This window comes from Gilliamella sp. W8145 (assembly GCF_016101145.1).
GTDB classification, from domain to species: Bacteria; Pseudomonadota; Gammaproteobacteria; order Enterobacterales; family Orbaceae; genus Gilliamella; species Gilliamella apis_A.
In genome coordinates this window covers 20,883-44,534 of record NZ_JACFRC010000004.1, presented here as the reverse complement: position 1 = coordinate 44,534, position 23,652 = coordinate 20,883, and the positions used below count along the sequence as shown (strand labels likewise).

19 protein-coding genes are annotated in these 23,652 nt (G+C 34.6%); 7 read left to right on the top strand and 12 right to left on the bottom strand.

Features of this window, described 5'->3' with window-relative positions; all coding sequences use genetic code 11:
* Nucleotides 1–16: 16 nt before the first annotated feature.
* The 6 genes from recF to H3T80_RS10395 form a co-directional block, all read right to left on the bottom strand.
* Nucleotides 17–1,087, bottom strand: coding sequence for a DNA replication/repair protein RecF (recF, locus tag H3T80_RS10420; RefSeq protein WP_110447015.1), 1,071 nt, complete (start codon nucleotides 1,085–1,087; stop codon nucleotides 17–19).
* A 45-nt stretch (nucleotides 1,088–1,132) separates the two neighbouring features.
* On the bottom strand, nucleotides 1,133–2,236 hold the full coding sequence (gene dnaN, locus H3T80_RS10415) for a DNA polymerase III subunit beta (RefSeq protein WP_198201637.1): 1,104 nt from the start codon (nucleotides 2,234–2,236) through the stop codon (nucleotides 1,133–1,135).
* A 15-nt stretch (nucleotides 2,237–2,251) separates the two neighbouring features.
* Nucleotides 2,252–3,610 carry a chromosomal replication initiator protein DnaA gene (gene dnaA / locus H3T80_RS10410; RefSeq protein ID WP_198201636.1) on the bottom strand — a complete coding sequence of 453 codons (1,359 nt, stop codon included), beginning with the start codon at nucleotides 3,608–3,610 and terminating at the stop codon, nucleotides 2,252–2,254.
* 165 nt (nucleotides 3,611–3,775) lie between these two features.
* Nucleotides 3,776–4,870, bottom strand: a complete 1,095-nt coding sequence (gene ompA, locus H3T80_RS10405; protein WP_198201635.1) for a porin OmpA — start codon at nucleotides 4,868–4,870, stop codon at nucleotides 3,776–3,778.
* Between the two features lie 188 nt (nucleotides 4,871–5,058).
* Nucleotides 5,059–5,967, bottom strand: coding sequence for a recombination-associated protein RdgC (locus tag H3T80_RS10400; protein WP_198201634.1), 909 nt, complete (start codon nucleotides 5,965–5,967; stop codon nucleotides 5,059–5,061).
* A 119-nt stretch (nucleotides 5,968–6,086) separates the two neighbouring features.
* Entirely contained in the window at nucleotides 6,087–6,836 is a 750-nt protein-coding gene (locus tag H3T80_RS10395; RefSeq protein ID WP_198201633.1) for a MipA/OmpV family protein, read from the bottom strand.
* A 167-nt stretch (nucleotides 6,837–7,003) separates the two neighbouring features.
* On the opposite strand from H3T80_RS10395, the gene H3T80_RS10390 reads away from it, so the two are divergent.
* From H3T80_RS10390 to H3T80_RS10380, 3 genes are all read left to right on the top strand, one after another.
* The gene (locus H3T80_RS10390; protein ID WP_086356644.1) at nucleotides 7,004–8,413 is read left to right on the top strand and encodes an aspartate aminotransferase family protein; all 1,410 of its coding nucleotides are present in this window, start codon (nucleotides 7,004–7,006) and stop codon (nucleotides 8,411–8,413) included.
* A 73-nt stretch (nucleotides 8,414–8,486) separates the two neighbouring features.
* Entirely contained in the window at nucleotides 8,487–9,536 is a 1,050-nt protein-coding gene (locus H3T80_RS10385; RefSeq protein WP_198201632.1) for a GNAT family N-acetyltransferase, read from the top strand.
* On the top strand, nucleotides 9,533–10,405 hold the full coding sequence (locus tag H3T80_RS10380) for an arginase family protein (RefSeq protein ID WP_198201631.1): 873 nt from the start codon (nucleotides 9,533–9,535) through the stop codon (nucleotides 10,403–10,405). Before H3T80_RS10385 ends, H3T80_RS10380 begins: the two co-directional genes overlap by 4 nt.
* A gap of 57 nt (nucleotides 10,406–10,462) precedes the next feature.
* Here the strand turns inward: H3T80_RS10380 and H3T80_RS10375 are convergent, their stop codons facing one another.
* From H3T80_RS10375 to H3T80_RS10360, 4 genes are read right to left on the bottom strand one after another with little or no spacing between them, the layout of a single operon-like run.
* The gene (locus H3T80_RS10375; protein WP_110447024.1) at nucleotides 10,463–10,861 is read right to left on the bottom strand and encodes a multidrug efflux SMR transporter; all 399 of its coding nucleotides are present in this window, start codon (nucleotides 10,859–10,861) and stop codon (nucleotides 10,463–10,465) included.
* A gap of 1 nt (nucleotide 10,862) precedes the next feature.
* On the bottom strand, nucleotides 10,863–11,219 hold the full coding sequence (locus H3T80_RS10370) for an EamA family transporter (protein WP_034901884.1): 357 nt from the start codon (nucleotides 11,217–11,219) through the stop codon (nucleotides 10,863–10,865).
* Complete coding sequence (locus H3T80_RS10365) at nucleotides 11,219–12,052, bottom strand: carboxylesterase (RefSeq protein ID WP_034901882.1); 834 nt, start codon at nucleotides 12,050–12,052, stop codon at nucleotides 11,219–11,221. Before H3T80_RS10365 ends, H3T80_RS10370 begins: the two co-directional genes overlap by 1 nt.
* A 10-nt stretch (nucleotides 12,053–12,062) precedes the next feature.
* Nucleotides 12,063–12,791, bottom strand: coding sequence for an MtnX-like HAD-IB family phosphatase (locus H3T80_RS10360; protein WP_065614670.1), 729 nt, complete (start codon nucleotides 12,789–12,791; stop codon nucleotides 12,063–12,065).
* A gap of 161 nt (nucleotides 12,792–12,952) precedes the next feature.
* Between H3T80_RS10360 and H3T80_RS10355 the strand changes: the two genes are divergently transcribed.
* The 4 genes from H3T80_RS10355 (at nucleotide 12,953) to purL (ending at nucleotide 21,174) form a co-directional block, all read left to right on the top strand.
* Complete coding sequence (locus tag H3T80_RS10355; protein WP_086362597.1) at nucleotides 12,953–13,681, top strand: response regulator transcription factor; 729 nt, start codon at nucleotides 12,953–12,955, stop codon at nucleotides 13,679–13,681.
* A complete protein-coding gene (locus H3T80_RS10350) occupies nucleotides 13,678–15,021 on the top strand; it encodes an ATP-binding protein (protein ID WP_198201630.1) in 1,344 nt (447 codons plus the stop codon). The genes H3T80_RS10355 and H3T80_RS10350 overlap by 4 nt, the downstream gene beginning before the upstream one ends.
* A 206-nt stretch (nucleotides 15,022–15,227) precedes the next feature.
* Nucleotides 15,228–16,904, top strand: coding sequence for a glutamine--tRNA ligase (gene glnS, locus H3T80_RS10345; RefSeq protein ID WP_110447027.1), 1,677 nt, complete (start codon nucleotides 15,228–15,230; stop codon nucleotides 16,902–16,904).
* Nucleotides 16,905–17,271: 367 nt separating this feature from the next.
* On the top strand, nucleotides 17,272–21,174 hold the full coding sequence (gene purL / locus H3T80_RS10340; RefSeq protein WP_198201629.1) for a phosphoribosylformylglycinamidine synthase: 3,903 nt from the start codon (nucleotides 17,272–17,274) through the stop codon (nucleotides 21,172–21,174).
* 60 nt (nucleotides 21,175–21,234) lie between these two features.
* Here the strand turns inward: purL and H3T80_RS10335 are convergent, their stop codons facing one another.
* Both H3T80_RS10335 and aroB read right to left on the bottom strand, forming a co-directional pair.
* Nucleotides 21,235–22,314 carry a 3-deoxy-7-phosphoheptulonate synthase gene (locus tag H3T80_RS10335; RefSeq protein WP_110447029.1) on the bottom strand — a complete coding sequence of 360 codons (1,080 nt, stop codon included), beginning with the start codon at nucleotides 22,312–22,314 and terminating at the stop codon, nucleotides 21,235–21,237.
* 258 nt (nucleotides 22,315–22,572) lie between these two features.
* Complete coding sequence (gene aroB, locus H3T80_RS10330; RefSeq protein WP_110447030.1) at nucleotides 22,573–23,652, bottom strand: 3-dehydroquinate synthase; 1,080 nt, start codon at nucleotides 23,650–23,652, stop codon at nucleotides 22,573–22,575.

The following is a 23,652-nucleotide window of genomic DNA, read 5'->3' as shown; positions in this document are numbered from 1 at the left end:
ATATCATTCTATATATTTAAGAAATTATACCAGATTTTATGTGAAAAATCTTATCATTTTCATCGATCATATGGGTAATTTGCTCTTGATTAACCGCCGTAATAAAAACTTGAGATTTGGCTGATTTTAATCGTTTAGCTAATAGATTACGTTTATTTTGATCAAGTTCAGAAGCAAAGTCATCTATTAAATAAATACATGATAATCCAGTTTTTTCTGAAAAATATTCCCCTTGTGATAAACGTAATGCACACATAAGTAATTTTAGTTGCCCACGAGATAGTAGATCTTCTACTGGAATATTATCTATACGTAATTTTATATCGGCTTTATGTGGGCCTAATGAGGTATAGTTAATGAATTTATCTCTCTCAAATTGTTTATATAAAATATCAGAATAATTCATCCCATATTCCCAGCCTTGATAATATTGGCAATTAAGTTGATACTCGGGTAAAAAATGCCGACAAGTTTCTATAATTTGCGGAAATATATTTTGACTATAATCAGCTCTAATTTGACTGATTTTTTCGGCAATTGGTGTTAGTTCTTTATCCCAAGGTAATAATTGATTATAGTTAGACGATTGTTTTAATAATGCATTTCTTTGTTTAAATAACCGTTTTAAATTGTTCCATAGTGATACAAATTCTGGGTAATGGTGAAAACATCCCCAGTCTATAAACGATCGACGATATTTTGGACCACCAGTAAGTAAATCAAATCCTTCTGGAGTAATTAGTTGAATAGGTAATAGTTTAGCTAAGTCAGTTAATCGAAATCCCTCATCACCGTCAATTTTTATCGTATTATCATTATTTCTTGTTTTTGATAATCCTATTGTACGAATTTGTTGCGATGACTCTATTTGGCTGAATAAAACTAACTGAGGTTTTTCATGTTGTATGATTCTATTCGATTGAATATGTCTAAATGCACGGCCATGTCCGAGCATATAAATAGCCTCAAGTAGACTAGTTTTTCCACTACCATTATCACCAACTATATAGTTGAAATGATTTGATAATGATAATTCAGCATAATCAATGTTGCGAAAATTATGGATTTTGATTTGTGAAAGAGTCATGTTGGTAAAATTTCCGGCCGAAGCCGGAAGTTTGATAGATAGTTATTATAAGCGCATTGGCATAACAACATAAGTAGCCGATTGATTATTGATATCTTCAATTTGCACACTGGATGTTGCATCTGTTAATAATAATTGTACACTATCACATTTTAGTGTGTTTAATATATCTAATAAATAAGTCACATTAAAGCCAATTTCAAGCTCTTGTGACTCATATTTCACATCAATCACTTCTTCCGCTTCTTCTTGTTCAGGATTATTTGCTGTGATTTTTATTTGGTTATTATGTACATATAATCTTATACCGCGGAATTTTTCGTTTGAAAGAATTGCTACTCGTGATAACGCATTTCTAAGTTCTTCGCATGAAACTTCAAGTGGTTTATCCGGATTACGCGGCATTACTCGTTTATAATCAGGAAATCTTCCATCAATAAGTTTTGAGGTAAAGGTAAAATCACCAAGATTAACACGCAAATTATTATTACCAATCTGCATATTTACCAGTTCATCGTTGTCACTAACCAGTTTAGCGAGTTCTATTACCCCTTTTCTAGGTAAAATAACTGAACAGGATTCGGAGATATTTTGACCTACAGGTTGAGCACACACAGCTAAACGGTGACCATCTGTCGCAACAGTTTTTAATAATCCATCTTCGATCTCAAATAGCATACCATTTAAATAATATCTGACATCTTGATTAGCCATTGAAAATTGGACAGCATCAATAAGTCGCTTGATTGTCTTTTGTGGTATAGATAGATCAACATCACTTTGCCAATTTTCTAAATTAGGAAAATCTGTAGCCGGTAATGTGGCTAACGAAAATTTGCTACGTCCAGATTGAATGATTAATCGATTATCGTCAACGCTTATCGAAATTTGGGCATTACTTGGCAGATTTCGGCAAATATCGAGGAACTTTCTTGCCGGAACTGTTGTTGCCCCAGGCTCACAAGGCTCGGTTAAAGGAAGATGGGATATCATCTCAATCTCTAAATCGGTTCCGGTCATAGATAGTGTATTATCGATGACTTGTAATAATAAATTACCTAAAATAGGTAAAGTAGGGCGACTGCTTAATGGTGCGCTAACAAGCTGTAAGGGCTTAATAAGTTTTTCACGATCTATAATAAATTTCATAGTGTTAATTCTTTTTTAAGTTGATAATGTTCTAATTAAATTGGAATAATCCTCTTTAATATCATTGCTTTCTTCTTTCAATTCTGCAATTTTTCGGCATGCATGTAATACAGTTGTGTGATCTCTACCGCCGAAACCATCTCCAATCTCTGGAAGGCTCTTATTCGTCAACTCTTTTGCTAACGCCATCGCGACCTGTCTTGGTCTTGCAACTGAACGGGAGCGACGTTTTGATAATAAATCAGAAACTTTGATTTTATAATATTCAGCAACCGTTTTTTGAATATTTTCAATAGTAATCAATTTTTCTTGCAAGGCAAGTAAATCTTTCAAAGCATCTTTCACAAAATCAATAGTGATAGATTTGCCTGTAAAATTGGCATTGGCAATCACTCGATTCAATGCGCCTTCTAATTCACGTACATTTGAACGTAAGCGTTTAGCAATGAAAAATGCAACTTCTTCAGGTAGTTTTATATTATTTTCTTCTGCTTTTTTCATTAGAATTGCAACGCGAGTTTCCAGCTCCGGTGGCTCGATAGCAATGGTTAAACCCCAGCCAAATCTTGATTTTAAACGATCTTCAACGCCATTAATTTCTTTTGGATAACGATCAGAAGTTAAGATAATTTGTTGATTACCTTCTAATAACGAGTTGAAGGTATGAAAAAATTCTTCTTGAGATCGTTCTTTATTAGCAAAAAATTGTATATCGTCAATAAGTAGAGCATCAACAGAACGATAATAATTTTTGAATTCTTCAATAGCATTATTTTGTAGTGCTTTTACCATGTCTTGCACAAAGCGTTCTGAGTGCATATAAACCACTTTGGCATTTGCTTTACCAGCCATAATCCCATTGCCAACTGCATGTAATAAATGGGTTTTACCTAAACCGGTTGAACCATATAAAAATAACGGGTTATAAGCTTTTCCTGGATTTTCCGCTACTTGTTTTGCAGCTGCTACAGCTAGTTGGTTAGATTTACCTTCAACAAAACTATTAAATGTATGTTTATGATTAATCCCTGAATAGTAAGTATGGTTACTATTGCTTTCTTTGGTTGTTTTCCAAGCTGGAACAACATCAGATTTAGATTGGTTAACTTCGGATTTTTTTTCTACAGATAGAGTGGAGCCGACTTCAAGGTATAATTTTAATGAATCATTACCTAAAAGTGTGTTCAATAACTGTGAAATAGTCGTTAAATATTTATTTTTGACCCAATCTAATACAAATCTATTAGGCGCATAAATATATAGCTTATTCTCAATCATTTCTGCTTGCAACGGGCGAATCCACAAGTTGAATTCTGTTGTTGGAAGGGCTTCTTGTAATTGAGAAAGACAATCTTGCCAAATCGCAGTAGGCACGGCTACTCCTTTAACTAGGATACTAACAATATTGTGTTGATTATAATCTTTTTTGTGGATAATTTATAGCTTAAAAGCAAGATATAATTTATTAATTAACAAAATATATAAATAGAAAACCCAGCTTAAAGCTGGGTTTTAGGAGATATCATTAATCAACAATTATTATTTTGTTTGATCAATTACTTGAACTTCTTGAACGTTACGTGCTTTAACTTCAATTTCAACGCGACGATCTGGTGCTAAACATGCTTTTAAGTTAGCGCCACGAAGTGCATTACATTTAGTACCAGTAACTGGTTGTGATTTACCCATACCACGTGAAGTGATAATTTCAGCAGGCACACCTTTTTGTACTAAGTAGTTTAATACAGTTTGAGCTCGACGTTCTGATAGTTTTTGGTTGTAGTTATCTGAACCAATACGGTCAGTATGACCAATTACTACGATAGCACTTTGAGATGGGTTAATTTTAACAAGCGTTGCTAATAAGTTATCAAGTGCTTGGCGACCTTCTGCTTTTAAGTCAGCTTTTGCATAAGCAAATAACACATCTTCATTTAAAACATAACGGTTTACTTCAGTTTTGATTTCAACAGGAGCTGCAACCGCTGGTGAACCTAAACGGTAAGTGATACCTAAGCTCACAGTACCTGCGTCTGGAGATGCATCAGTTTTAGTATGAATATGTTGAACATATTGATATTCTAAACGAGTTGAGAAGTTTTCAGCAAAACGATAATCAAGACCTAAAGCATAAACAGGTGATAAATCTGTTTTTGTTCCGCCTTTACCGTATGCTTCTTTAACATCACCACCATTTTTCCATTTAGCAATAGTTACCATTCCACCCGCGCGGCCATAGATATCTAAATCGTCAGAGATAAATGATAATGGATAGCTTAATTTACCAGTTAAAGAAACGCCTTGAGCTGAAATTTTGCTATTACCTGCTTTGCTATGATCATATAGGTCAGTTCTTTTATATTTTGCAGAACCTAACCAGTCATAACCTAATTCAAATGCTAAGTAAGGATTAGCTTGGAAACCTAAGAATGCACCGCCAGCAATATTACTGCGATTAGAAGTTTTGATGCTGACATCATCAAAAGCACGAACTTTTTTTGCATCTAATTTATAAAGTTCTGACCAACCTAATTTAGCACCTGTATAAAAAGTGTTGTCTTCATATGCTGCATTAGCGGCAGTAGCGGTTAAACTTGCAACTGCAATTGCTAGAGCTAGAGTTGTTTTTTTCATTTTTTGCCTCAACTTATTTGTTGTTATAGACGTTGTTTAATTTGATTTTATTGTTTAAATTTACTTCTTATAAATAGATATTACTAATAATTATGTTACACATAATCTAACTTTAATTATAGCACATAAATTGCGCAAAGCTAGATAGAATAATTTTACATTGTATAAATTAAATAGCTTAAATTGCATTAATTAATTTTATTAATTGTAATATATAAATCATTTATAGAGTTAGATAACGTATTGGCCATAATGCAAAAATCCGCTTCGAGTCGTTTATCAAACTCATCAGAACCAATATCTTCATTTTCGTCCATTATAATAGAATCAAATTTTACTTTTTTCAATGTTAAGTCTGGGTTGATAATAAAATTGATACCACGTTCATCAATAATTTTAAGTTTAGTTACCCACTTACCAGAATCTAAGTGAACTAACATTTCGTCACTAGTGATATCTTGTTTTTTGCAGTTAATAATTCCATTACCTTCCAGTGGATCTTTTAATTCAGCTTCATCACCTAATATAAAAGGAGGAAAATTTAACTTTTCTTTAACCCAAGTAGTCATTATCTTTTCAAGTGGTTTATCAATTGATAATGGAGTTAATGCTAAAGATCCTAGCTCTTTACGTAAGATTGCTAAAATATCTTCAGCTAGTTTAAAACTACTACAATCAATAATAATTCTTTTATTTTCAGTATCGATCCATAACCAATAATGGTTATATTTACTAAATGCTCTAGGCATTAAATCGATCATCACCTCATCTTTTAATGTCGCTTTTTCATTTTTGCTGAGTTTTCGACTTAATATTTTCTCTTGTTTGTCAATTTTATCAATAAGTGCTTGTTTAATTACTGGCGCGGGTAATATTTTAGTTTCTTTTTTAATCCGTAACAGTAAATGTCCTTGCATATCAATAATGAAATCATCTAAGTTATTATCATTATAAGGCGAAACCCATCCCATCTTAGTGGTATCTAAATTACCGCACGGCGAAAATGAAGCCGATTTAAGCGCTTGTTCAATAGTTTGTTTATTAAGTAAATTGTCATTATTAAGTTGGTAAATAATTGCGTTTTTAAACCAAAGCATAGTGTTATATTTCCAAAAATTTGCTTTATGAAGTTTATTTTATTATAACGATTTATAATAAAAATTTCATAGACGATGATTTATTATCGCCTTAGTAATAATATTTGATAAGAAATTCTTTAAAATTTATAAGATACACCCATATAAATCGATGTTACCGTACTATCATCAACCATTGGGCTATCGGCTGCATCACCTGTTAGTTTATCAATATGGACTCCACCAAAGGTTGCAATATTATCTGTTAACGAATATTGAGCAGCAATTTCAAAGTAAGGCGTAAAAGAGCTATCAGCATTGAAATAACCTAAGCCTGAACGTGCAGATTCTTTGTGCGAGATTCCATAATAATAGTCATTATGTTTACGATTTGCCCAATTTATACCGATAGCAGGTGCAACTATCAAATTATCTTCAATATAAGGCACAGTATAATCAGCATTAACTAAAATACTATTACTATTATCAAGGATATCAGCGCCAATACTACTAGAAAAAATCCCCCAATTGGTATTAAGTGAATATTCAATATCAGCCAGTAGGGTTGAGTGGCGACTATCGAGCTGTTTTAGTTTATGATTATCAGAATCGTGAGGTTTAAATTCATTCGCTAAATAGCGAGCGCCAAAGGATAGGCTTTGATTCTCATCATTGAGTGCATAAACTCCAGCAGAAAGATCATCAATAAAAAACGAGCCATTGTCATAATCAATGTGTGGTATAGGATAGTAGTTTGAACTATAACTTTTATATGGTGAAGTTGACCAACCTAAACCGATTCCCAATGAGGTAGGTTCTGCTGATACAATTTGCGTATATCCTAGAGAACACATTGATAATAGCGAAATTATACAGCTTATTCTTTTCATTTGGATACCTATTCATAGTGATATGGTTTACAAGAGTTATTGTGATTTCTTTATCTCAAGTCTGTCGTCACAAAATCTATACAGTAATTGTACATTGTTACAATCACTTTTCTCCGATAATAATGCCACATTTTGTCATATTTGAATATGGATTAGTGAGATAAATTATGAGTAAACCAACTAAAGAAATGATTAACAGTCGCCCTGACGACGCAGTATTATTAGCTGATGAAGCAAAATATTGCTCATTTGGCGATACTGTGCATTACGTTGAACCACCAAAGATTTTTGATGGCTGTGAAGGTAGCTACATGTATGATAAAGAAGGTAAAGCTTTTCTTGATTTACAAATGTGGTACTCAGCTTGTAACTTTGGTTATGCCAATGAGCGTCTAAATAACGTACTTAAAAAACAAATCGATACTTTACCGCAATGTGCGAGTCAGTATCTTCATCCAACTAAAATTGAACTAGCCAAAACTATTGCTCAAGGTATGGAAAAACGATTTGGTTACCAAGGCCGTGTGCATTTTAATGTTGGTGGTTCACAATGTATTGAAGATTCATTAAAAGTAGTTCGTAATGCGACTGGTGGTAAATCTTTAATGTTTGCTTTCCAAGGTGGCTACCATGGTCGTACTCTTGGTGCATCATCAATTACTTCAAGTTATCGTTATCGCCGTCGTTATGGTCATTTTGGTGATCGTGCAATGTTTGTTCCTTTCCCATATCCATTCCGTCGCCCTAAAGGAATGACTTCAGAAGAGTATGGTGAACATTTAGTTGCTGAATTTGCTCGTTTATTTGAAACAGAATATCACGGTGTTTGGGATCCTAAAGTAGGTCAAGCTGAATATGCTGCTTTCTATGCCGAACCTTTACAAGCAACAGGCGGTTATATTGTCCCTCCTCGTAACTACTTTAAAGGTTTGAAAAAAGTTTTAGATCAATATGGTATTTTATTAGTCGTTGATGAAATCCAAATGGGCTTTTATCGTACAGGTAAACTATGGTCAATCGAACACTTTGATGTTAAACCTGATGTAGTGGTATTTGCCAAAGCATTAACTAATGGTTTAAATCCACTAGGTGGGTTATGGGCTCGTGAAGAGTTAATTAATCCTGAAGTATTTCCTGTTGGTTCAACACATTCAACTTTTGCTTCAAATCCATTAGGTACTGCGGTTGGCTTAGAAGTATTAAAAATGACTTCAGAAACCGATTACGAAAAAATGGTGATGGAAAGTGGTGCATACTTCCTTGAAGGATTAAAAACACTTGAGAAGAAACATAAAGAAATTGGTGAGGTTGATGGCTTAGGTCTTGCACTACGTGCTGAGATTTGTACCGATGACGGTTTTACAGCTAATAAAGCATTAGTTGATAAAATGGTTGATATTGGTATGTCAGGTGATCTTGATTGGAAAGGTAATAAAATGGGCTTGGTGCTTGATATTGGTGGTTATTATAAAAATGTTATCACTTTTGCTCCTTCATTACATATTACTCGTCAAGAAATCGATCAAGGTATTGAATTACTTGACCAATTAATTACTCGAGCTAAAAAAGAACTTTAAGTCTTAAAGCAAAATAATCCCGCTAATATGTGTTAGCGGGATTCTAGTTATACCCGATCCTTTATAGAAAGTTATGCGATATATCAATCAACTAGAACCAAATGAATTAATCAATAATTTTATTTCTCATCCACCACAGGAATTTACGAGCTGGATGAGTGAAGATGGTGTACCTGCTTTTTCTGCTAAGTTTGATTTGCTCACAACTGCCGATGATGATTTTAAACATAAAGTTCATAAATTACCTTTTTATAGCAAATGGCGACATTGGTTACAACCAAAAACATGTTTTGTCGGAACGACAGTTTCAGAATACAGTTTGTTAACTGATAAAGTGAATGCACAGCAATTAGCTGATAATGTTAAAACAGCGTACGCAAAGAAATATCCTTTTACTATTGTGAAAGATTTACCTTCCGATTCGCCTTTACTAAGTAAGCAGGATAATCAATATTCTAAACAGGTTATTGGGTCTTTAAAAGATAACGGTTTTATTGAAGTTGAAGGACAAGCTTTAGCGTGGGTTCCAATCGATTTCGAATCGATAAATGACTTTTTGGCAAAATTATCATATAGCCGTCGAAAGAATTTAAGAAGAAAGCTGAAATCTCGTGAAAAATTAGAGATTAATATCTTACAAACTGGTGATAACTGTTTTTTTGATGACGCCAATCTTGATTTATATTATCAGCTTTATCTTAATGTATATGAACAAAGTGAAATACATTTTGATTTATTAACCAAACCATTTTTTATCCAATTACTGCAAAGTAAAGCAGCAAATGGGCGTATTTTCACTTATCACTATAATGGCCAATTAATTGGTTATAACATCTGTTTTGTGGTGAATAATGTTCTAATTGATAAGTATATTGGTATGGTTTATCCGCAGGCACGGGAGTTGAATCTCTATTTTGTTAGCTGGTTTGTTAATCTTGAATATGCGTTACAACAGAAACTAAGTAGTTATGTCGCAGGTTGGACAGATCCCGAAGTTAAAGCTTCGTTAGGTGCTAGTTTTACTTTAACCAAACATCTAGTTTATATTCGAAATCCTCTGTTAAGAATAATTTTACGTAAATTAATAGGCCATTTTGAAACCGATAAGGAGAAAGTAGCATGACATTGCCGGTTATCCTTAATTTTGATCAAAGCGTAGGTGAAATTAATGACGCTAAAACGATTGATTTCACGCAGTGGCAAGATGTAATTCGCTTTGGTTGTAATGAAAAAAATTTCCAAAAATTTAAAATGCAATTACAACAATCATTACCAGAAAACTATGGCACAGTGTTGATGGGGAGCGGTGATTATCATCATATTTCGCTATTACTAATTGAGCAACTTGCTAAGCAATATTCAGCAGATAATCCAATTGAAGTGATTATTTTTGATAATCATCCAGACAATATGCGTTATCTATTTGGTGTTCACTGTGGCTCATGGGTGAGCTATGTAGCAAGTTTACCGTTCGTAAGCCATGTTCATGTGTTAGGCATAACTTCTAATGATATTGGATTATGGCATTTTTGGGAAAATAGATGGTCACCGCTATTTCATAAAAAATTGACTTATTGGAGCTTAGATGTCAATGTTTATTGGGCGAAAAGAATTGGCTTGAATCATGCTTTTCGTCATTTTGATTCGCCTGATGAGTTGGTTACCCAGTTTCTATCTGAACAATATCGTAATACTAAACCAATATATTTATCGATAGATAAAGACGTATTAAGTGAAGAGGTTATTCATACTAATTGGGATCAAGGAAAACTGCAAACTTATCACTTATTGGATACTATTTCCTCAATTAAACCACGAATTATTGGTAGTGATATCACTGGTGAATTATCAATATGGCAACCGAAAAGTTGGTTTAAACGATTGCTTAGTTCATTAGATAAACAACCAGAAATATCCTTAGAGAACTTAAATGGTTGGCAACAAGAACAATATCAACTCAATTTAACATTATTAAACGCTTTAAAAGCCTAGTATTATTAATCTATTATTCTTTTAATAAAATACAGCTAGGCTTGACTTTAGTTTTGATTAATAACTGTTATGACTGTTTTTGTTGGTTAGTTTACTTTCCGCTAATGCCAGAAACATAATTCCTGAAACAATCAATATTGTTCCAATTAACTTAAATAACGTTATTGGTTCATTAAATAACCAAACTGATGCAATCATTACCGTGACGACTTCGAAATGAGATGCCGCAAAAGCTGGTCCGACAGGCGCTTTTTTTAATAAAGTCATCCAAGTGAAGAAAGTAAAAATATAACCTGCAATTGATACATAGATCCAATGGCCAGAAAAAACCCTAATAATCCATTCAACACTCATCGCAAGAGGTTGTGCATGCTCAGCAGCCAATTTGAAGCTGCACTGGGCAATGGTATCAAACATTAATAATACGGTGAAACCAATCAAATAAAACTTAGCCATATTAAGACATTCCCACAAAAATAACACCAGCAGTTATTAATAACATACCAATAATGCGATAAAGAGTGAGTAATTCTTTGAAAAGAATTCGACCAACTAACATAATAGTAATAATATTAAATGAGGCCAGTAATACTCCTTGAGATAGTGGCACTAAAGTTAAAAAGGCTAGCCACAATAAAAATTCAGCAATGTAAGATGCTATTCCTACCCAAATCCAATGATTTTTAGCCAAATCCAACCAGTAATACCAACCATCTCGATTGGTCGGTGATATTGCAGCATATTTAAAGGCAACTTGTCCTAAAGTATCAAAACAGATATTACTAACCCAAAGAAAAATAACTAAGGATGACATTATGCTTGATTTCCTTCTACAATATGATTAAAGAATGAAGCACATTCTTTAATCACTTCTCGGCGTTGGCTATCAATGGTAATTAAATGATAACTATCATTTAATACTATTAACTGTTTTGGGCCGGAAACGTGTTTTTCAACTAATTTTGCATTTGTTTCAATATTGGCAATGTCATCATTGCCTGAATGCATAATTAAACACGGTGAGGTAACTTTAGGTAACTCCTGACGCATATGTTTAGCCAATAACTGCATTTCAGCTAAAGCTGGGAAAGGGTTACCTGCCAGTCCTGCAGAGGCGGCGTCACCACTTAACATGCTTTCAGACACAACAGCCCGAATCCGCTCATCCTTGAGGCCATAAGGTGGTTTTTCAATAAAAGATACTTTTTGAAAAATACCAAGTTTTTTGAAATAGACTAATAGAAAGAAGAATTTTTTAGCCCAAAATGGCATGCTCCAGCCATCATAAGAAAAAGTAGGCGCTAAAACACCAACACCTTTCACTTGATTGGGACGATCAGCAGCTAATTTTAACGCTAATAATGCGCCCATAGATAAACCTGCGACAAACAGATTATCAACATGTTGAGCTAAATAATCAGCACCATCTTGAACACTTTTATACCAATCTTGCCAAGTTGTTTTACATAGATCTGCTTCTGTACCACAGTGACCAGCTAACTGTATTGCATACACAGTAAATCCAGCTTTATGTAAACCATTGGCTAAAATACGCATTTCATTTGGTGTGCCAGTTAAACCGTGAATTAATAGCACACCATTTTTATTACCAGGTAAAAAATAAGATAAATCTTCAATTGTACTCATTATTATTCCTTTATTTTACCGCCATGACTGGAATTAGTGTTTGTTGCATTTGTTTTAATGCTTCGGTTACATCAGCAAAACTCTCAATAGCACTGTGTTTAATATTGTTTTTTTCACAATAATTAATCAACTTATCTTTGGCGAAAACAAGATCGACATGATGAGAAACGCAAAAATCGGACGTACCATCACCAACATATAGTATCTGAGGAAAATGTTGCTGTTGTTTAACATGATTGCATTTGCAGTTACCGCTTTGTTTAATACAATCTTTATTGGCAAATGGGAACTCCAGGCGCCAACTTCGTTGATTATTATGCATTAACTTATTGGCATAAATAGGTAGATGCTCAATACCATGGTGTTTTAACACAAACTGAATAGCATAATCTAAGCCATCACTAACTACATGAACTGGAATATGATTTTTTTCGGTGTAATCAATAAATGCTTTAAAATTATCATCAATTTCAATTTTTGCTAATGCTTGATTGAGTTCCTCCAGACTAGCATCCATTAATGCAATCTGTTTACTCATACATTCTTGAGAGCCGATTTTGCCACTAACCCATAACTCTTCAAGTTCGTCACAACCATCTTGACCGAATTGGCTAAGTAAAGTATCAGTAACATCTTTAACACTAATTGTGCCATCAAAATCACATAAAATAATAGGGTTTTGGTGGTGAGTATAAGATGGCTGAAAAAGATGATTAGTAATTGATGAAAAAGTATTCATAGTTAACGTAAAAATTGCTTAGTTATAGATATTGGCACCAATTCTCTCATATAGCGGTCGTAAACTTTGTAGGCTCTTTGTATATCTTTTGTAACGAGGCTACATTTACCTGTATAATAAGGTATTTTGAAGTACACATTATACGGTAAAGAGAACCGAAAATGAGTGAACGTATATTAATCATCGAAGATGATGAAAGATTAGCCAATTTAATCCAAGTTTATTTAATCCGTCAAGGATATATGGTTGATTGGCATAATAGTGGTGCCGGCGCCGAGGAAAAAATACAACAGATCAACCCAGATCTAGTTATTTTAGATGTCATGCTACCAGAAAAATCTGGATTCGATATATGTCGAGATATACGTTCGTGGTTTACAAACTATATTTTGATTATGACTGCGAGTGAAGACAATATTGATGAAATTGTTGGTTTAGAATTAGGTGCAGATGATTATTTAGCTAAACCTGTAGAACCGCGGTTATTACTTGCTCGTATTCGTGCATTGTTGCGACGAAAACAGATCGAAACCGATAAAGAAAGCTATAAGGAACTAGTAGCTACGTTTAATAATAATACACTGGTCTTTGATAATTTAGTCATTGATAGCGAAAATCGAAAGGTCTTATTAGATGGGCAAGATATCGATTTGACTACGGCAGAATTTGATTTACTTTGGTTATTAGCAAATAACGCTGGTAAGATTTTATCGCGAGACGATATATTCTCTCAAGTAAGAGGTATTGATTTTGACGGTAGCGATCGCTCAATTGATGCGCGCATTTCTCGATTACGGCGCAAATTACTAGATGATCCTGACAACTCATCACGGATTAAAACAGTGCGTGGAAAAGGCTATTTATTTATGCGTGAAGGGGAAAATCATTGAAACAATTATTAGCTAAACCGCTATTTTTCAATCGCCGCATCGTCTTTTACCTTGTTATTTTGCTTTCGTTACAATGTATTATTGCTTATGGTGCATTATTGGTGTTTGACTCATTACCTTCGTCATTAACTGATATGCCCGATGATCATCTTGTTTTTCGTGAATCACAACGCGGAACTGTCAACTTAATTCGTAAACACATTGATGAAAATAAGCAACGTCCATTGCAAGATGTAGTTAATGAATTACAGCCTTCTTTTGGTTATCCAATAAACGTTTTACCAGAACAGACTATCTTGTCTCATTCCGTTAAAAAAGAGTTAGAAAAACTCGGTTTTGCTTATGATGGTGATGACGAGGTTGTCTATATTGATTTAAAGGATGGACATCTATTACAACTAGGTCCGATTTTAATGCGAGATATATTAGAATCGAATACCATGTCGTTGAGTGTATTTCTTATTATTTGGGCCTTGTTTAGTGCCATTATCTTTTTTATTTTAATCTATTTTGCTTTTAGTGCCGTTTGGAAAGATTTGGTTAATATTCGCCAAACCGCAGAGCAATTGGGACAAGGAAATTTAAAAGCTCGTACTGAAAATGTAAAAGGTTGGTTATTTAAACCATTAGCTAATGTACTTAATAACATGGGGACTCACATAGAACATTTAGTTAGTACCAATCAAACGATTTCACATGCGATGGCTCATGAACTACGCACGCCACTTGCACGGATGCGATTTGAGTTAAGTATGCTTGAAGAGTCCAGCGATGAGCATGAAAAAGCATTACTGCAAAAAGGAATGAGCGATGATATTAATGAACTTGAAACGCTGATAAATGCCAGTTTGAATTATTTCAAAATGCAGCAGAGTAATATCGAATTAAATCTTACTAATGTATCGTTGAAAGAGTGGGGAGAAAAAGTTTGTCAATCATTAGCACTATTTAAACCAGAAGGGTTTGAGCTAGTTTGTAATAGTCAAGATGTAGAAGCCAAAATTGATATTAATTTGGCTGAAACCATTGTCAAGAATTTACTACTTAATGCATTTAAATATGCTACACATAAAGCTGTGTTGAATATCACGAAACAGGATCATCGAGTGATTTTAGAGATTGATGATGATGGGACTGGTATTCCTTTTGATGCTCGTGAAAAAATTTTTATGCCTTTTGCTCGACTTGATACTAGCCGCACACGTTCAACCGGCGGATATGGGTTAGGACTTGCTTATGTAAAATTAATGGCTGAATTTCATGACGGTAAAGCATTTGTGGTGACTAGTCCATTAGGGGGTGCTAGATTTGTGGTTTCGATAAAATCAGGTGATGAATAATCAATCTAGATTTTATAAAATTTAATTAAAAACTATTAAGAAAGATATGGATTTGAATAAGAATATTTTTTCAGATAACTTAAAACTCTCGTTTTAACGTTTCGAAAAAACAAAAAATTTGTTATATTCTTTGCTCAAAATGATAAAAGTGAAAAATCTCATTTCTAAATTGGTCATGAGTAAACATATATAATTAGAGGTTTTTTATGAGCGGTGTATTACCGGCAGAGAACGAAACTCGTCCAACTAACTTTATACGTCAAATTATTGATGCAGATCTTGCGGCTGGAAAATATAAAACAACCCATACCCGTTTTCCACCTGAACCTAATGGCTATCTACATATTGGTCATGCAAAATCTATCTGTTTAAATTTCGGAATTGCGCAAGATTATCAGGGTAAATGTAATTTACGCTTTGATGATACCAATCCAGCCAAAGAAGATATCGAATACGTTGAATCTATAAAAGAAGATGTTCGTTGGTTAGGATTCCAATGGGATGGTGAAATTTGTTACTCATCTGACTATTTTGACCGTTTATATGAATATGCAATTGAACTGATTAATAAAGGTCTTGCTTATGTTGATGAGTTGTCTGCTGATGAAATACGCGAATATCGTGGAACATTAACACAAGCAGGTAAAAATAGCCCTTATCGTGATCGAAGCATTGAAGAAAACCTAGCATTATTCATTCAAATGAAAGAAGGTAAATTTGCAGAAGGTAAAGCCTGCTTAAGAGCAAAAATTGATATGGCTTCACCATTTATTGTTATGCGTGATCCCGTATTATATCGTATAAAATTTGCTGAGCATCACCAAACTGGCAATAAATGGTGTATTTACCCAATGTATGATTTTACACATTGTATCTCGGATGCTATTGAAAATATAACTCATTCACTTTGTACACTTGAGTTTCAAGATAATCGTCGTTTGTACGATTGGGTTTTAGATAATATTACTATTGAAGCAAGACCACATCAGTATGAGTTTTCGAGACTAAATCTTGAATATGCTATTACTTCTAAACGAAAATTAACCCAGTTAGTTTCTGAACAAATTGTTGACGGTTGGAATGACCCTCGGATGCCTACCGTATCGGGTTTGCGTCGCCGTGGTTATACACCGGCATCAATTCGTGAATTTTGTCGTCGAATTGGTGTAACTAAACAAGAAAATACGGTTGAAATGAGTACACTTGAGTTCTGTATTCGTGAAGATCTTAATGAAAATGCGCCACGAGCAATGGCGGTACTTGATCCTGTTAAAGTTGTCATTGAAAACTTTTCGGAAACACTTGATGAAGTACTTAGCATGCCAAATCACCCTAATCGCCCAGAATTAGGTCATCGAGAAGTGACATTCACGCGTGAAATTTATATTGATCGAGCTGATTTTAGGGAAGAAGCAAATAAAAATTATAAGCGTTTAGTATTAGGTAAAGAAGTTCGTTTGCGTAATGCTTATGTGATACGAGCAGAGCGTGTTGAAAAAGATGTGGACGGTAATATTCAAACTATTTATTGTAGTTATGATCCTGCTACATTAAATAAAAATCCTGAAGATGGACGTAAAGTTAAAGGCGTTATTCACTGGGTGTCAGCTAAATTTGCAAAGCCAGCTGAAATTCGTCTTTATGATCGGCTATTTAATACTCCAAATCCAGGTAGTGCAGAGGACTTTTTATCAACTATCAATCCAAATTCATTAATTATTAAACATGGGTTTGTTGAGCCTAGTTTGCAAAAAGCTGAAGCAGAACACGCTTATCAATTTGAACGTGAAGGTTATTTTTGTCTTGATAGTAAATATGCCACTGAAGATAATTTAGTATTTAATCGAACAGTGGGATTAAGAGACAGTTGGAACGAAGCTTAATCATAATCAATACGCTAACTTTGGTTGGCGTATTAATCCACTCTACTTAATATTTTTATTGATATCATCGTCAGAAGCTTAGTTTGGCTTGCTTTTGCAGTATGAATATAATCCTCAATAATAATGATTACTAACAGATTGTAATTAAAAATTTTCTTAATTTAATAATAAACATTAAAGATTTATTTTAAAAAATTGTAGTGTTTTAAATAATCATAAAAAGCCGAATTGAACATTAAAAAACCCCTTTCCTCAAAATTCTTTAATTACATTATATTATGATTTTTAAGATAGCCTCTTTGTTCAGTTTATTTTATAATGTTGTTCTATTTTTTTCCTATTTTGGCTTAAAAAGAGTACTCTTAGCATGAAAATTTTAGCTGGTTCTTCTGCTCTATCTGCATTTCGTATTAATAAAATTTTATCCTCTTGTCGTGAACAATCTATCCCTATAACAAATATTGAAGCCCAATACATTCACTTTATTGATTTAAGTGATAAATTAACCATTCAACAACAATTAACCTTAGATAAGTTGTTACAATATGGTCCCAAAAGTGCGCAAATAAATGTCGAAGATAAAACCAGTAAAATACTCTTTTTAGTTACTCCACGCGAAGGTACTATTTCGCCATGGTCATCTAAAGCTACTGATATTGCACATAATTGTGGATTATCACAAATCCATCGAATAGAACGAGGTATTGCTTATTATGTGCAAGCTAGTTCTCTGTTAACTGATTGTCAAAAAAATGCTTTTCTAGGATTGATTCATGACCGAATGATGGAGACCGTATTAAGCAGTTTTGAGCAAGCAGAACAATTATTTAAGGCTGACCAACCCAAACCAGTAACAACTATTGATTTGTTAGGACACGGTCGTCAAGCATTAGAGGAAGCTAATCTAAAATTAGGTTTGGCTTTAGCACCAGATGAAATTGACTATTTGGTTGAGAATTTTCAGAAATTAAACCGTAATCCGACTGACATTGAGCTTTATATGTTTGGTCAAGCAAACTCTGAACATTGTCGTCATAAAATATTTAATGCTGATTGGATTATTGATGGTGTTAAACAACCAAAATCATTATTTAAAATGATCAAAAATACTTTTGAACATACGCCAGATTATGTGTCATCCGCTTATAAGGATAATGCCGCTGTTATGGATGGTTCGAAAGTTGGACGATTCTTTGCTGATTATGATAATCGAAGCTATGATTATCATCAAGAATATGCTGATATTTTAATGAAGGTGGAAACCCATAATCACCCAACGGCAATATCACCTTGGCCGGGTGCGGCAACCGGTAGTGGCGGTGAGATTCGAGATGAAGGAGCGACAGGAAAAGGAGCTAAACCAAAAGCAGGATTAGTTGGTTTTTCTGTTTCGAACTTACGAATTCCAAATTTTGAACAACCTTGGGAACAAGATTTTGGTAAACCCGATCGAATTGTTAGTGCATTTGACATCATGATGGATGGGCCCTTAGGTGGTGCGGCATTTAATAATGAATTTGGTCGTCCAGCTTTACTTGGTTATTTTCGTACTTATGAAGAGAAAGTAAACAGTTATAATGGTGATGAAGTCAGAGGTTACCACAAACCGATTATGTTAGCTGGTGGTATGGGCAATATTCGTCGTGAACATATTCAAAAAGGTGAATTTCCTATCGGCTCTAAATTAATTGTATTAGGTGGGCCTGCCATGAATATTGGTCTAGGTGGTGGTGCCGCCTCATCTATGACATCAGGACAATCAGATGCTGATCTTGATTTTGCTTCAGTTCAACGTGATAACCCAGAAATGGAGCGTCGTTGCCAGGAAGTGATAGATCGTTGTTGGCAACTTGGCGATAAAAACCCAATTTTATTTATTCATGATGTTGGTGCGGGAGGTTTGTCCAATGCAATGCCTGAACTAGTTAGTGATGGTGGTTGTGGCGGTCAATTTGAATTGCGCAAAATACTAAGTGATGAACCCGGAATGTCACCGTTAGAAATCTGGTGTAATGAATCACAAGAGCGCTATGTACTGGCTATTCACCCAGAAAGCTTAGAATTGTTTGATGAGCTTTGTAAGCGTGAACGTACACCTTATGCAGTAATTGGTGAAGCTACAATTAATAAAGCAGTGGTGTTACATGATGAACATTTTAATAATAATCCAATAGATTTACCGTTAGATGTGCTATTGGGTAAAACGCCAAAAATGTTCCGAGATGTTAAATCTAGCCAAGCACAAGGTGATCATTTTTCAACATCCGATATCAATTTATATGATGCGGTGAAACGAGTATTGCATTTGCCTGTTGTGGCGGAAAAAACTTTCTTAATTACTATTGGTGACCGTTCGGTAACAGGTATGGTTGCTCGTGATCAGATGGTTGGACCTTGGCAAGTGCCGGTTGCCGATTGCGCGGTGACAACAGCAAGTTTAGACAGTTATTACGGTGAAGCTATGTCAATGGGGGAACGAGCTCCTGTTGCCCTGCTTAATTTTGCGGCATCAGCTAGATTAGCGGTTGGTGAAGCAATTACCAATATTGCTGCGACAAATATTGGCGACATAAAACGTATTAAGCTTTCCGCTAACTGGATGGCTGCAGCTGGTCATCCTGGTGAAGATGCTGGTCTTTATCAAGCCGTTAAAGCCATTGGTGAAGAGTTATGTCCTGCTTTAGGATTAGCCATTCCGGTTGGTAAAGACTCCATGTCAATGAAAACAACATGGCAACAAGATGGTGAACAAAAAACGGTAACTTCACCGTTATCATTGGTGATTTCCGCATTTGCTCGAGTTGAAGATGTGCGTAAAACAGTTACCCCCCAACTTTGTACAAATGAGGATAATCTATTACTATTTATTGATTTATCTAGAGGTCATCAAGCATTAGGCGCAACAGCATTAGCACAAGTTTATCGTCATCTAGGACAAAGAACAGCTGATGTTCATGATGCTAAAGAATTAGCCGCTTTTTATCAGGCTATCCAAAGTTTAGTTGCGCAAAATACCTTACTTGCTTACCACGATCGTTCTGATGGTGGTTTATTGGTAACCTTAGCAGAAATGGCATTTGCAGGACATTGTGGTATAGATATTGATATTAATTCACTTGGTAGCGATGTTCTTGCCTCACTATTTAATGAAGAACTCGGCGCAGTTATTCAAATTCGTAATAGTGATTTAGCAAAAGTCATGACATGCTTTAAGCAGTTTGGTTTATCTCAAGCGATTCATACATTAGGAATAGCTAAAACAGGACAGCAATTTATTATTCGTAATAATAGCGCTGTGGTGTATAGCGAATCGCGATTGACATTAAGAACATGGTGGGCAGAAACCACTTGGCAGATGCAACGCTTACGTGATAACCCACAATGTGCAGATCAAGAACACCAAGCTAAGCAAAATGATGAAGATCCAGGTTTAAGTGTTCATCTTACTTTTGATATTGCGCAAGATATTGCTGCACCTTACATAGTCAAAGGCGTAAAGCCTAAGGTTGCAGTTTTACGTGAACAAGGTGTCAATTCACATGTTGAAATGGCAGCAGCATTTGCTCGAGCAGGTTTTGAGTCAATTGATGTTCATATGACGGATTTATTATCAGGTCAAGTGACTTTGAATCAATTTAATACTTTAGTTGCTTGTGGCGGTTTTTCTTATGGCGATGTATTAGGGGCTGGTGAAGGTTGGGCTAAGTCTATTTTATTTAATGAACAGGTTCGTCATGAGTTTGAGCAATTCTTCCAGCGCAATGATACTTTATCGTTAGGTGTTTGTAATGGCTGCCAGATGATGTCGAATTTAAAAGAACTGATACCTGGTGCTGAGTTATGGCCTCGTTTTGTTCGTAATGTATCGGAACGTTTTGAGGCTCGATTTAGTCTAGTTCAAATTCAGTCTAGCCCTTCATTACTTTTTACTGATATGGCTGGATCGCATATGCCGATTGCTGTTTCACATGGTGAAGGTCAAGTTGAAACCTATGATTTAGCGCATTTAACTAATTTAGAAAATTCAGGTTTGGTTGCCGCACGTTATATTAACCACTTTGGTCAAGTGACAGAAGCGTATCCTGCTAATCCAAATGGATCGCCAAACGGTATTACTGCGGTAACATCTAATGATGGGCGTGCAACAATCATGATGCCACATCCTGAACGAGTATTTAGAACCGTAACCAACTCATGGCATCCTGATAATTGGGGAGAAGATAGCCCGTGGATGCGAATTTTCCGTAATGCACGTAAACAACTCGGTTAAAAAAAATTCGCCGACCATTAGTCGGCGAATTTACTTACTGTTATAGAAAATAGGCTAAATTTAGATAGTCTGCTTTTGTCGACTAAGTAGTGGTTTAGCTAAATCACTATCCATTCTTCGCAATAATTGCTCAGTCGTTTCAAAGTTAATACAAGCATCAGTAACGGATACTCCATATTTGAAATTTTCTTTTGGTTGTTCAGATGATTGATTACCTTCAAATAAATTACTCTCTATCATTACTCCAATAATTGAGTTATTGCCTTGCTTAATTTGCTCAATAATCGAGTCTGCAACGATAGGTTGATTGCGGTAATCTTTGTTGGAATTAGCATGACTACAATCTATCATTAAGTTAGGGACTAATTTAGCCTTATCCATTTGCTGTTCACATAAAGCAACATTTTCAGCATCATAATTAGGTGTTTTTCCGCCTCTTAGAATCACGTGACCGTGCGGATTACCTAAAGTTTGTAATACTGTAACTTGCCCTTTTTGATTAATACCAACAAATCGATGCGCCATTGAAGCTGATTTCATTGCATTAATTGCTACGTCTAAACTTCCATCTGTACCATTTTTGAAACCAACAGGCATTGATAGTCCAGAAGCCATTTCTCGATGGGTTTGTGATTCAGTTGTTCTCGCTCCAATAGCTGACCAGCTAATTAAATCACCAATGTATTGCGGTGTGTTTGGATCTAATGCTTCTGTTGCAATTGGTAATCCAATCTTAGTGATATCAAGTAACAATTTACGTGCTTTTTTTAAGCCATGTTCAATATCAAACGAGCTATCCATATGCGGGTCATTAATCATACCTTTCCAACCAACAGTAGTTCTTGGTTTTTCAAAATAAACTCGCATAACAATAAATAAGTTATCTTTCACTTCATCAGAAAGTTTTTTTAGTTTATGTGCATATTCAATAGCTGCATCAGGATCATGAATAGAACAAGGACCACAAACTATAAGTAATCGGTGATCTCGACGTTCTAAAATATCAACAATGGTTTGTCGGGATGAAGCAATTTGATTTTCTAATTCAGATGATAATGGATAAAGTTTTTTTATTTCTTCTGGTGTGATTAACATATGCTCATCTCTGATTCGAACATTATTTAGTGTGTCTTTTAACATTTGGTTTTCCTTGTTAAAATCATTCATATTTTTATATGTAAAATATTAATTACATAAACAGGCAATATGTAAACACAAAATTACGGAATAGTAAATAAAAAATTAACATATTGTTAGATTAATTGATGGCATGTAAATTAATGTTTACAAAAATTCATAATTAAACTTGCATGAATGTAAATAAATATATACGGATGCGGTGAGAGAATTGTATGCATCCGTATATTGAATATGGCAGGTTATGTAAAAAAGAAGAATTTAAATAGATGAGATTGCTTCTAATATCAATTGTTTATCTACAACATCAATGACTTCAACTGCACCTATTTTAGTTGGTAAGACCAATCTAATTTGTCCTGACAGAACTTTTTTATCTCGTAGCATATGTGGAATATAGGATTCAATTGTCATTTGTTCCGGTCTTTTAACTGGTAGTTTAGCTTTAATTAAAAGATTTTTTATTCGTTGAATATCTTTATCTGTCAACTTACCAAGCAATTTAGCTGTTTGTGCAGCCATTAACATACCAACACTAACTGCTTCACCATGTAACCAATTACCATAACCAAGTTCCGCTTCAATAGCATGACCATAAGTATGACCAAGATTCAAAATAGCGCGCATGTCTTGTTCTGTTTCATCGGCAGCAACGACTTGTGCTTTTAGTTTACAGCAGTGATAAATACAATAACTCAAGGCATCTACATCTAAATTAAGTAGATCATCGATATGTGTTTCTAACCAATTAAAAAACTCAGAATCCATAATGATGCCATATTTAATTACTTCGGCCAAACCGGCTGAAAGCTCTCGTGGTGGCAGAGTTTTAAGACAATTAATATCAATGACAACAGCTTGTGGTTGATAAAATGCACCAATCATATTTTTACCAAGAGGATGATTAATAGCTGTTTTTCCTCCAACGGAGGAATCTACTTGTGATAATAATGTTGTTGGTACTTGTATAAATTTAATTCCTCGTTGATAAGCAGAAGCAGCAAAACCAGCGACATCACCAATAACACCTCCACCTAACGCTATAAGGATGCTATTTCGAGTATGATTGTTGGCAAGTAGAGCGGTTAGAATTTGATTCCATGTTTCCATGGTTTTATATTGTTCACCATCAGGGACTATAACAAAATCTGTTTTTATCCCATGAGCTTCAAACATATCTATCAAATGCTGTAGATAAAGCGGAGCAATTGTGTCATTTGTGGCAATAAGTACTCGCTGGCCGCTGTGTAGTTTGAAATGTTCGAATTGACTAAGTAAGTTTTCGCCAATAGTAATAGGGTAACTGCGATTTTCTAATGCTACATTTAGGATCTTTTGCAT

Bases quoted from the DNA above. Each gene is read 5' to 3' on its own strand.
- H3T80_RS10400 (WP_198201634.1), bottom strand. From the start codon at position 5,967: ATGCTTTGGTTTAAAAACGCAATTATTTACCAACTTAATAATGACAAT.
- H3T80_RS10375 (WP_110447024.1), bottom strand. From the start codon at position 10,861: ATGGCTAAGTTTTATTTGATTGGTTTCACCGTATTATTAATGTTTGAT.
- purL (WP_198201629.1), top strand. From the start codon at position 17,272: ATGAAAATTTTAGCTGGTTCTTCTGCTCTATCTGCATTTCGTATTAAT.
- ompA (WP_198201635.1), bottom strand. From the start codon at position 4,870: ATGAAAAAAACAACTCTAGCTCTAGCAATTGCAGTTGCAAGTTTAACC.
- dnaN (WP_198201637.1), bottom strand. From the start codon at position 2,236: ATGAAATTTATTATAGATCGTGAAAAACTTATTAAGCCCTTACAGCTT.
- H3T80_RS10390 (WP_086356644.1), top strand. From the start codon at position 7,004: ATGAGTAAACCAACTAAAGAAATGATTAACAGTCGCCCTGACGACGCA.
- H3T80_RS10360 (WP_065614670.1), bottom strand. From the start codon at position 12,791: ATGAATACTTTTTCATCAATTACTAATCATCTTTTTCAGCCATCTTAT.
- H3T80_RS10385 (WP_198201632.1), top strand. From the start codon at position 8,487: ATGCGATATATCAATCAACTAGAACCAAATGAATTAATCAATAATTTT.
- H3T80_RS10365 (WP_034901882.1), bottom strand. From the start codon at position 12,052: ATGAGTACAATTGAAGATTTATCTTATTTTTTACCTGGTAATAAAAAT.
- recF (WP_110447015.1), bottom strand. From the start codon at position 1,087: ATGACTCTTTCACAAATCAAAATCCATAATTTTCGCAACATTGATTAT.
- H3T80_RS10380 (WP_198201631.1), top strand. From the start codon at position 9,533: ATGACATTGCCGGTTATCCTTAATTTTGATCAAAGCGTAGGTGAAATT.
- H3T80_RS10395 (WP_198201633.1), bottom strand. From the start codon at position 6,836: ATGAAAAGAATAAGCTGTATAATTTCGCTATTATCAATGTGTTCTCTA.
- aroB (WP_110447030.1), bottom strand. From the start codon at position 23,652: ATGCAAAAGATCCTAAATGTAGCATTAGAAAATCGCAGTTACCCTATT.
- H3T80_RS10370 (WP_034901884.1), bottom strand. From the start codon at position 11,219: ATGTCATCCTTAGTTATTTTTCTTTGGGTTAGTAATATCTGTTTTGAT.
- H3T80_RS10355 (WP_086362597.1), top strand. From the start codon at position 12,953: ATGAGTGAACGTATATTAATCATCGAAGATGATGAAAGATTAGCCAAT.
- glnS (WP_110447027.1), top strand. From the start codon at position 15,228: ATGAGCGGTGTATTACCGGCAGAGAACGAAACTCGTCCAACTAACTTT.
- H3T80_RS10335 (WP_110447029.1), bottom strand. From the start codon at position 22,314: ATGTTAAAAGACACACTAAATAATGTTCGAATCAGAGATGAGCATATG.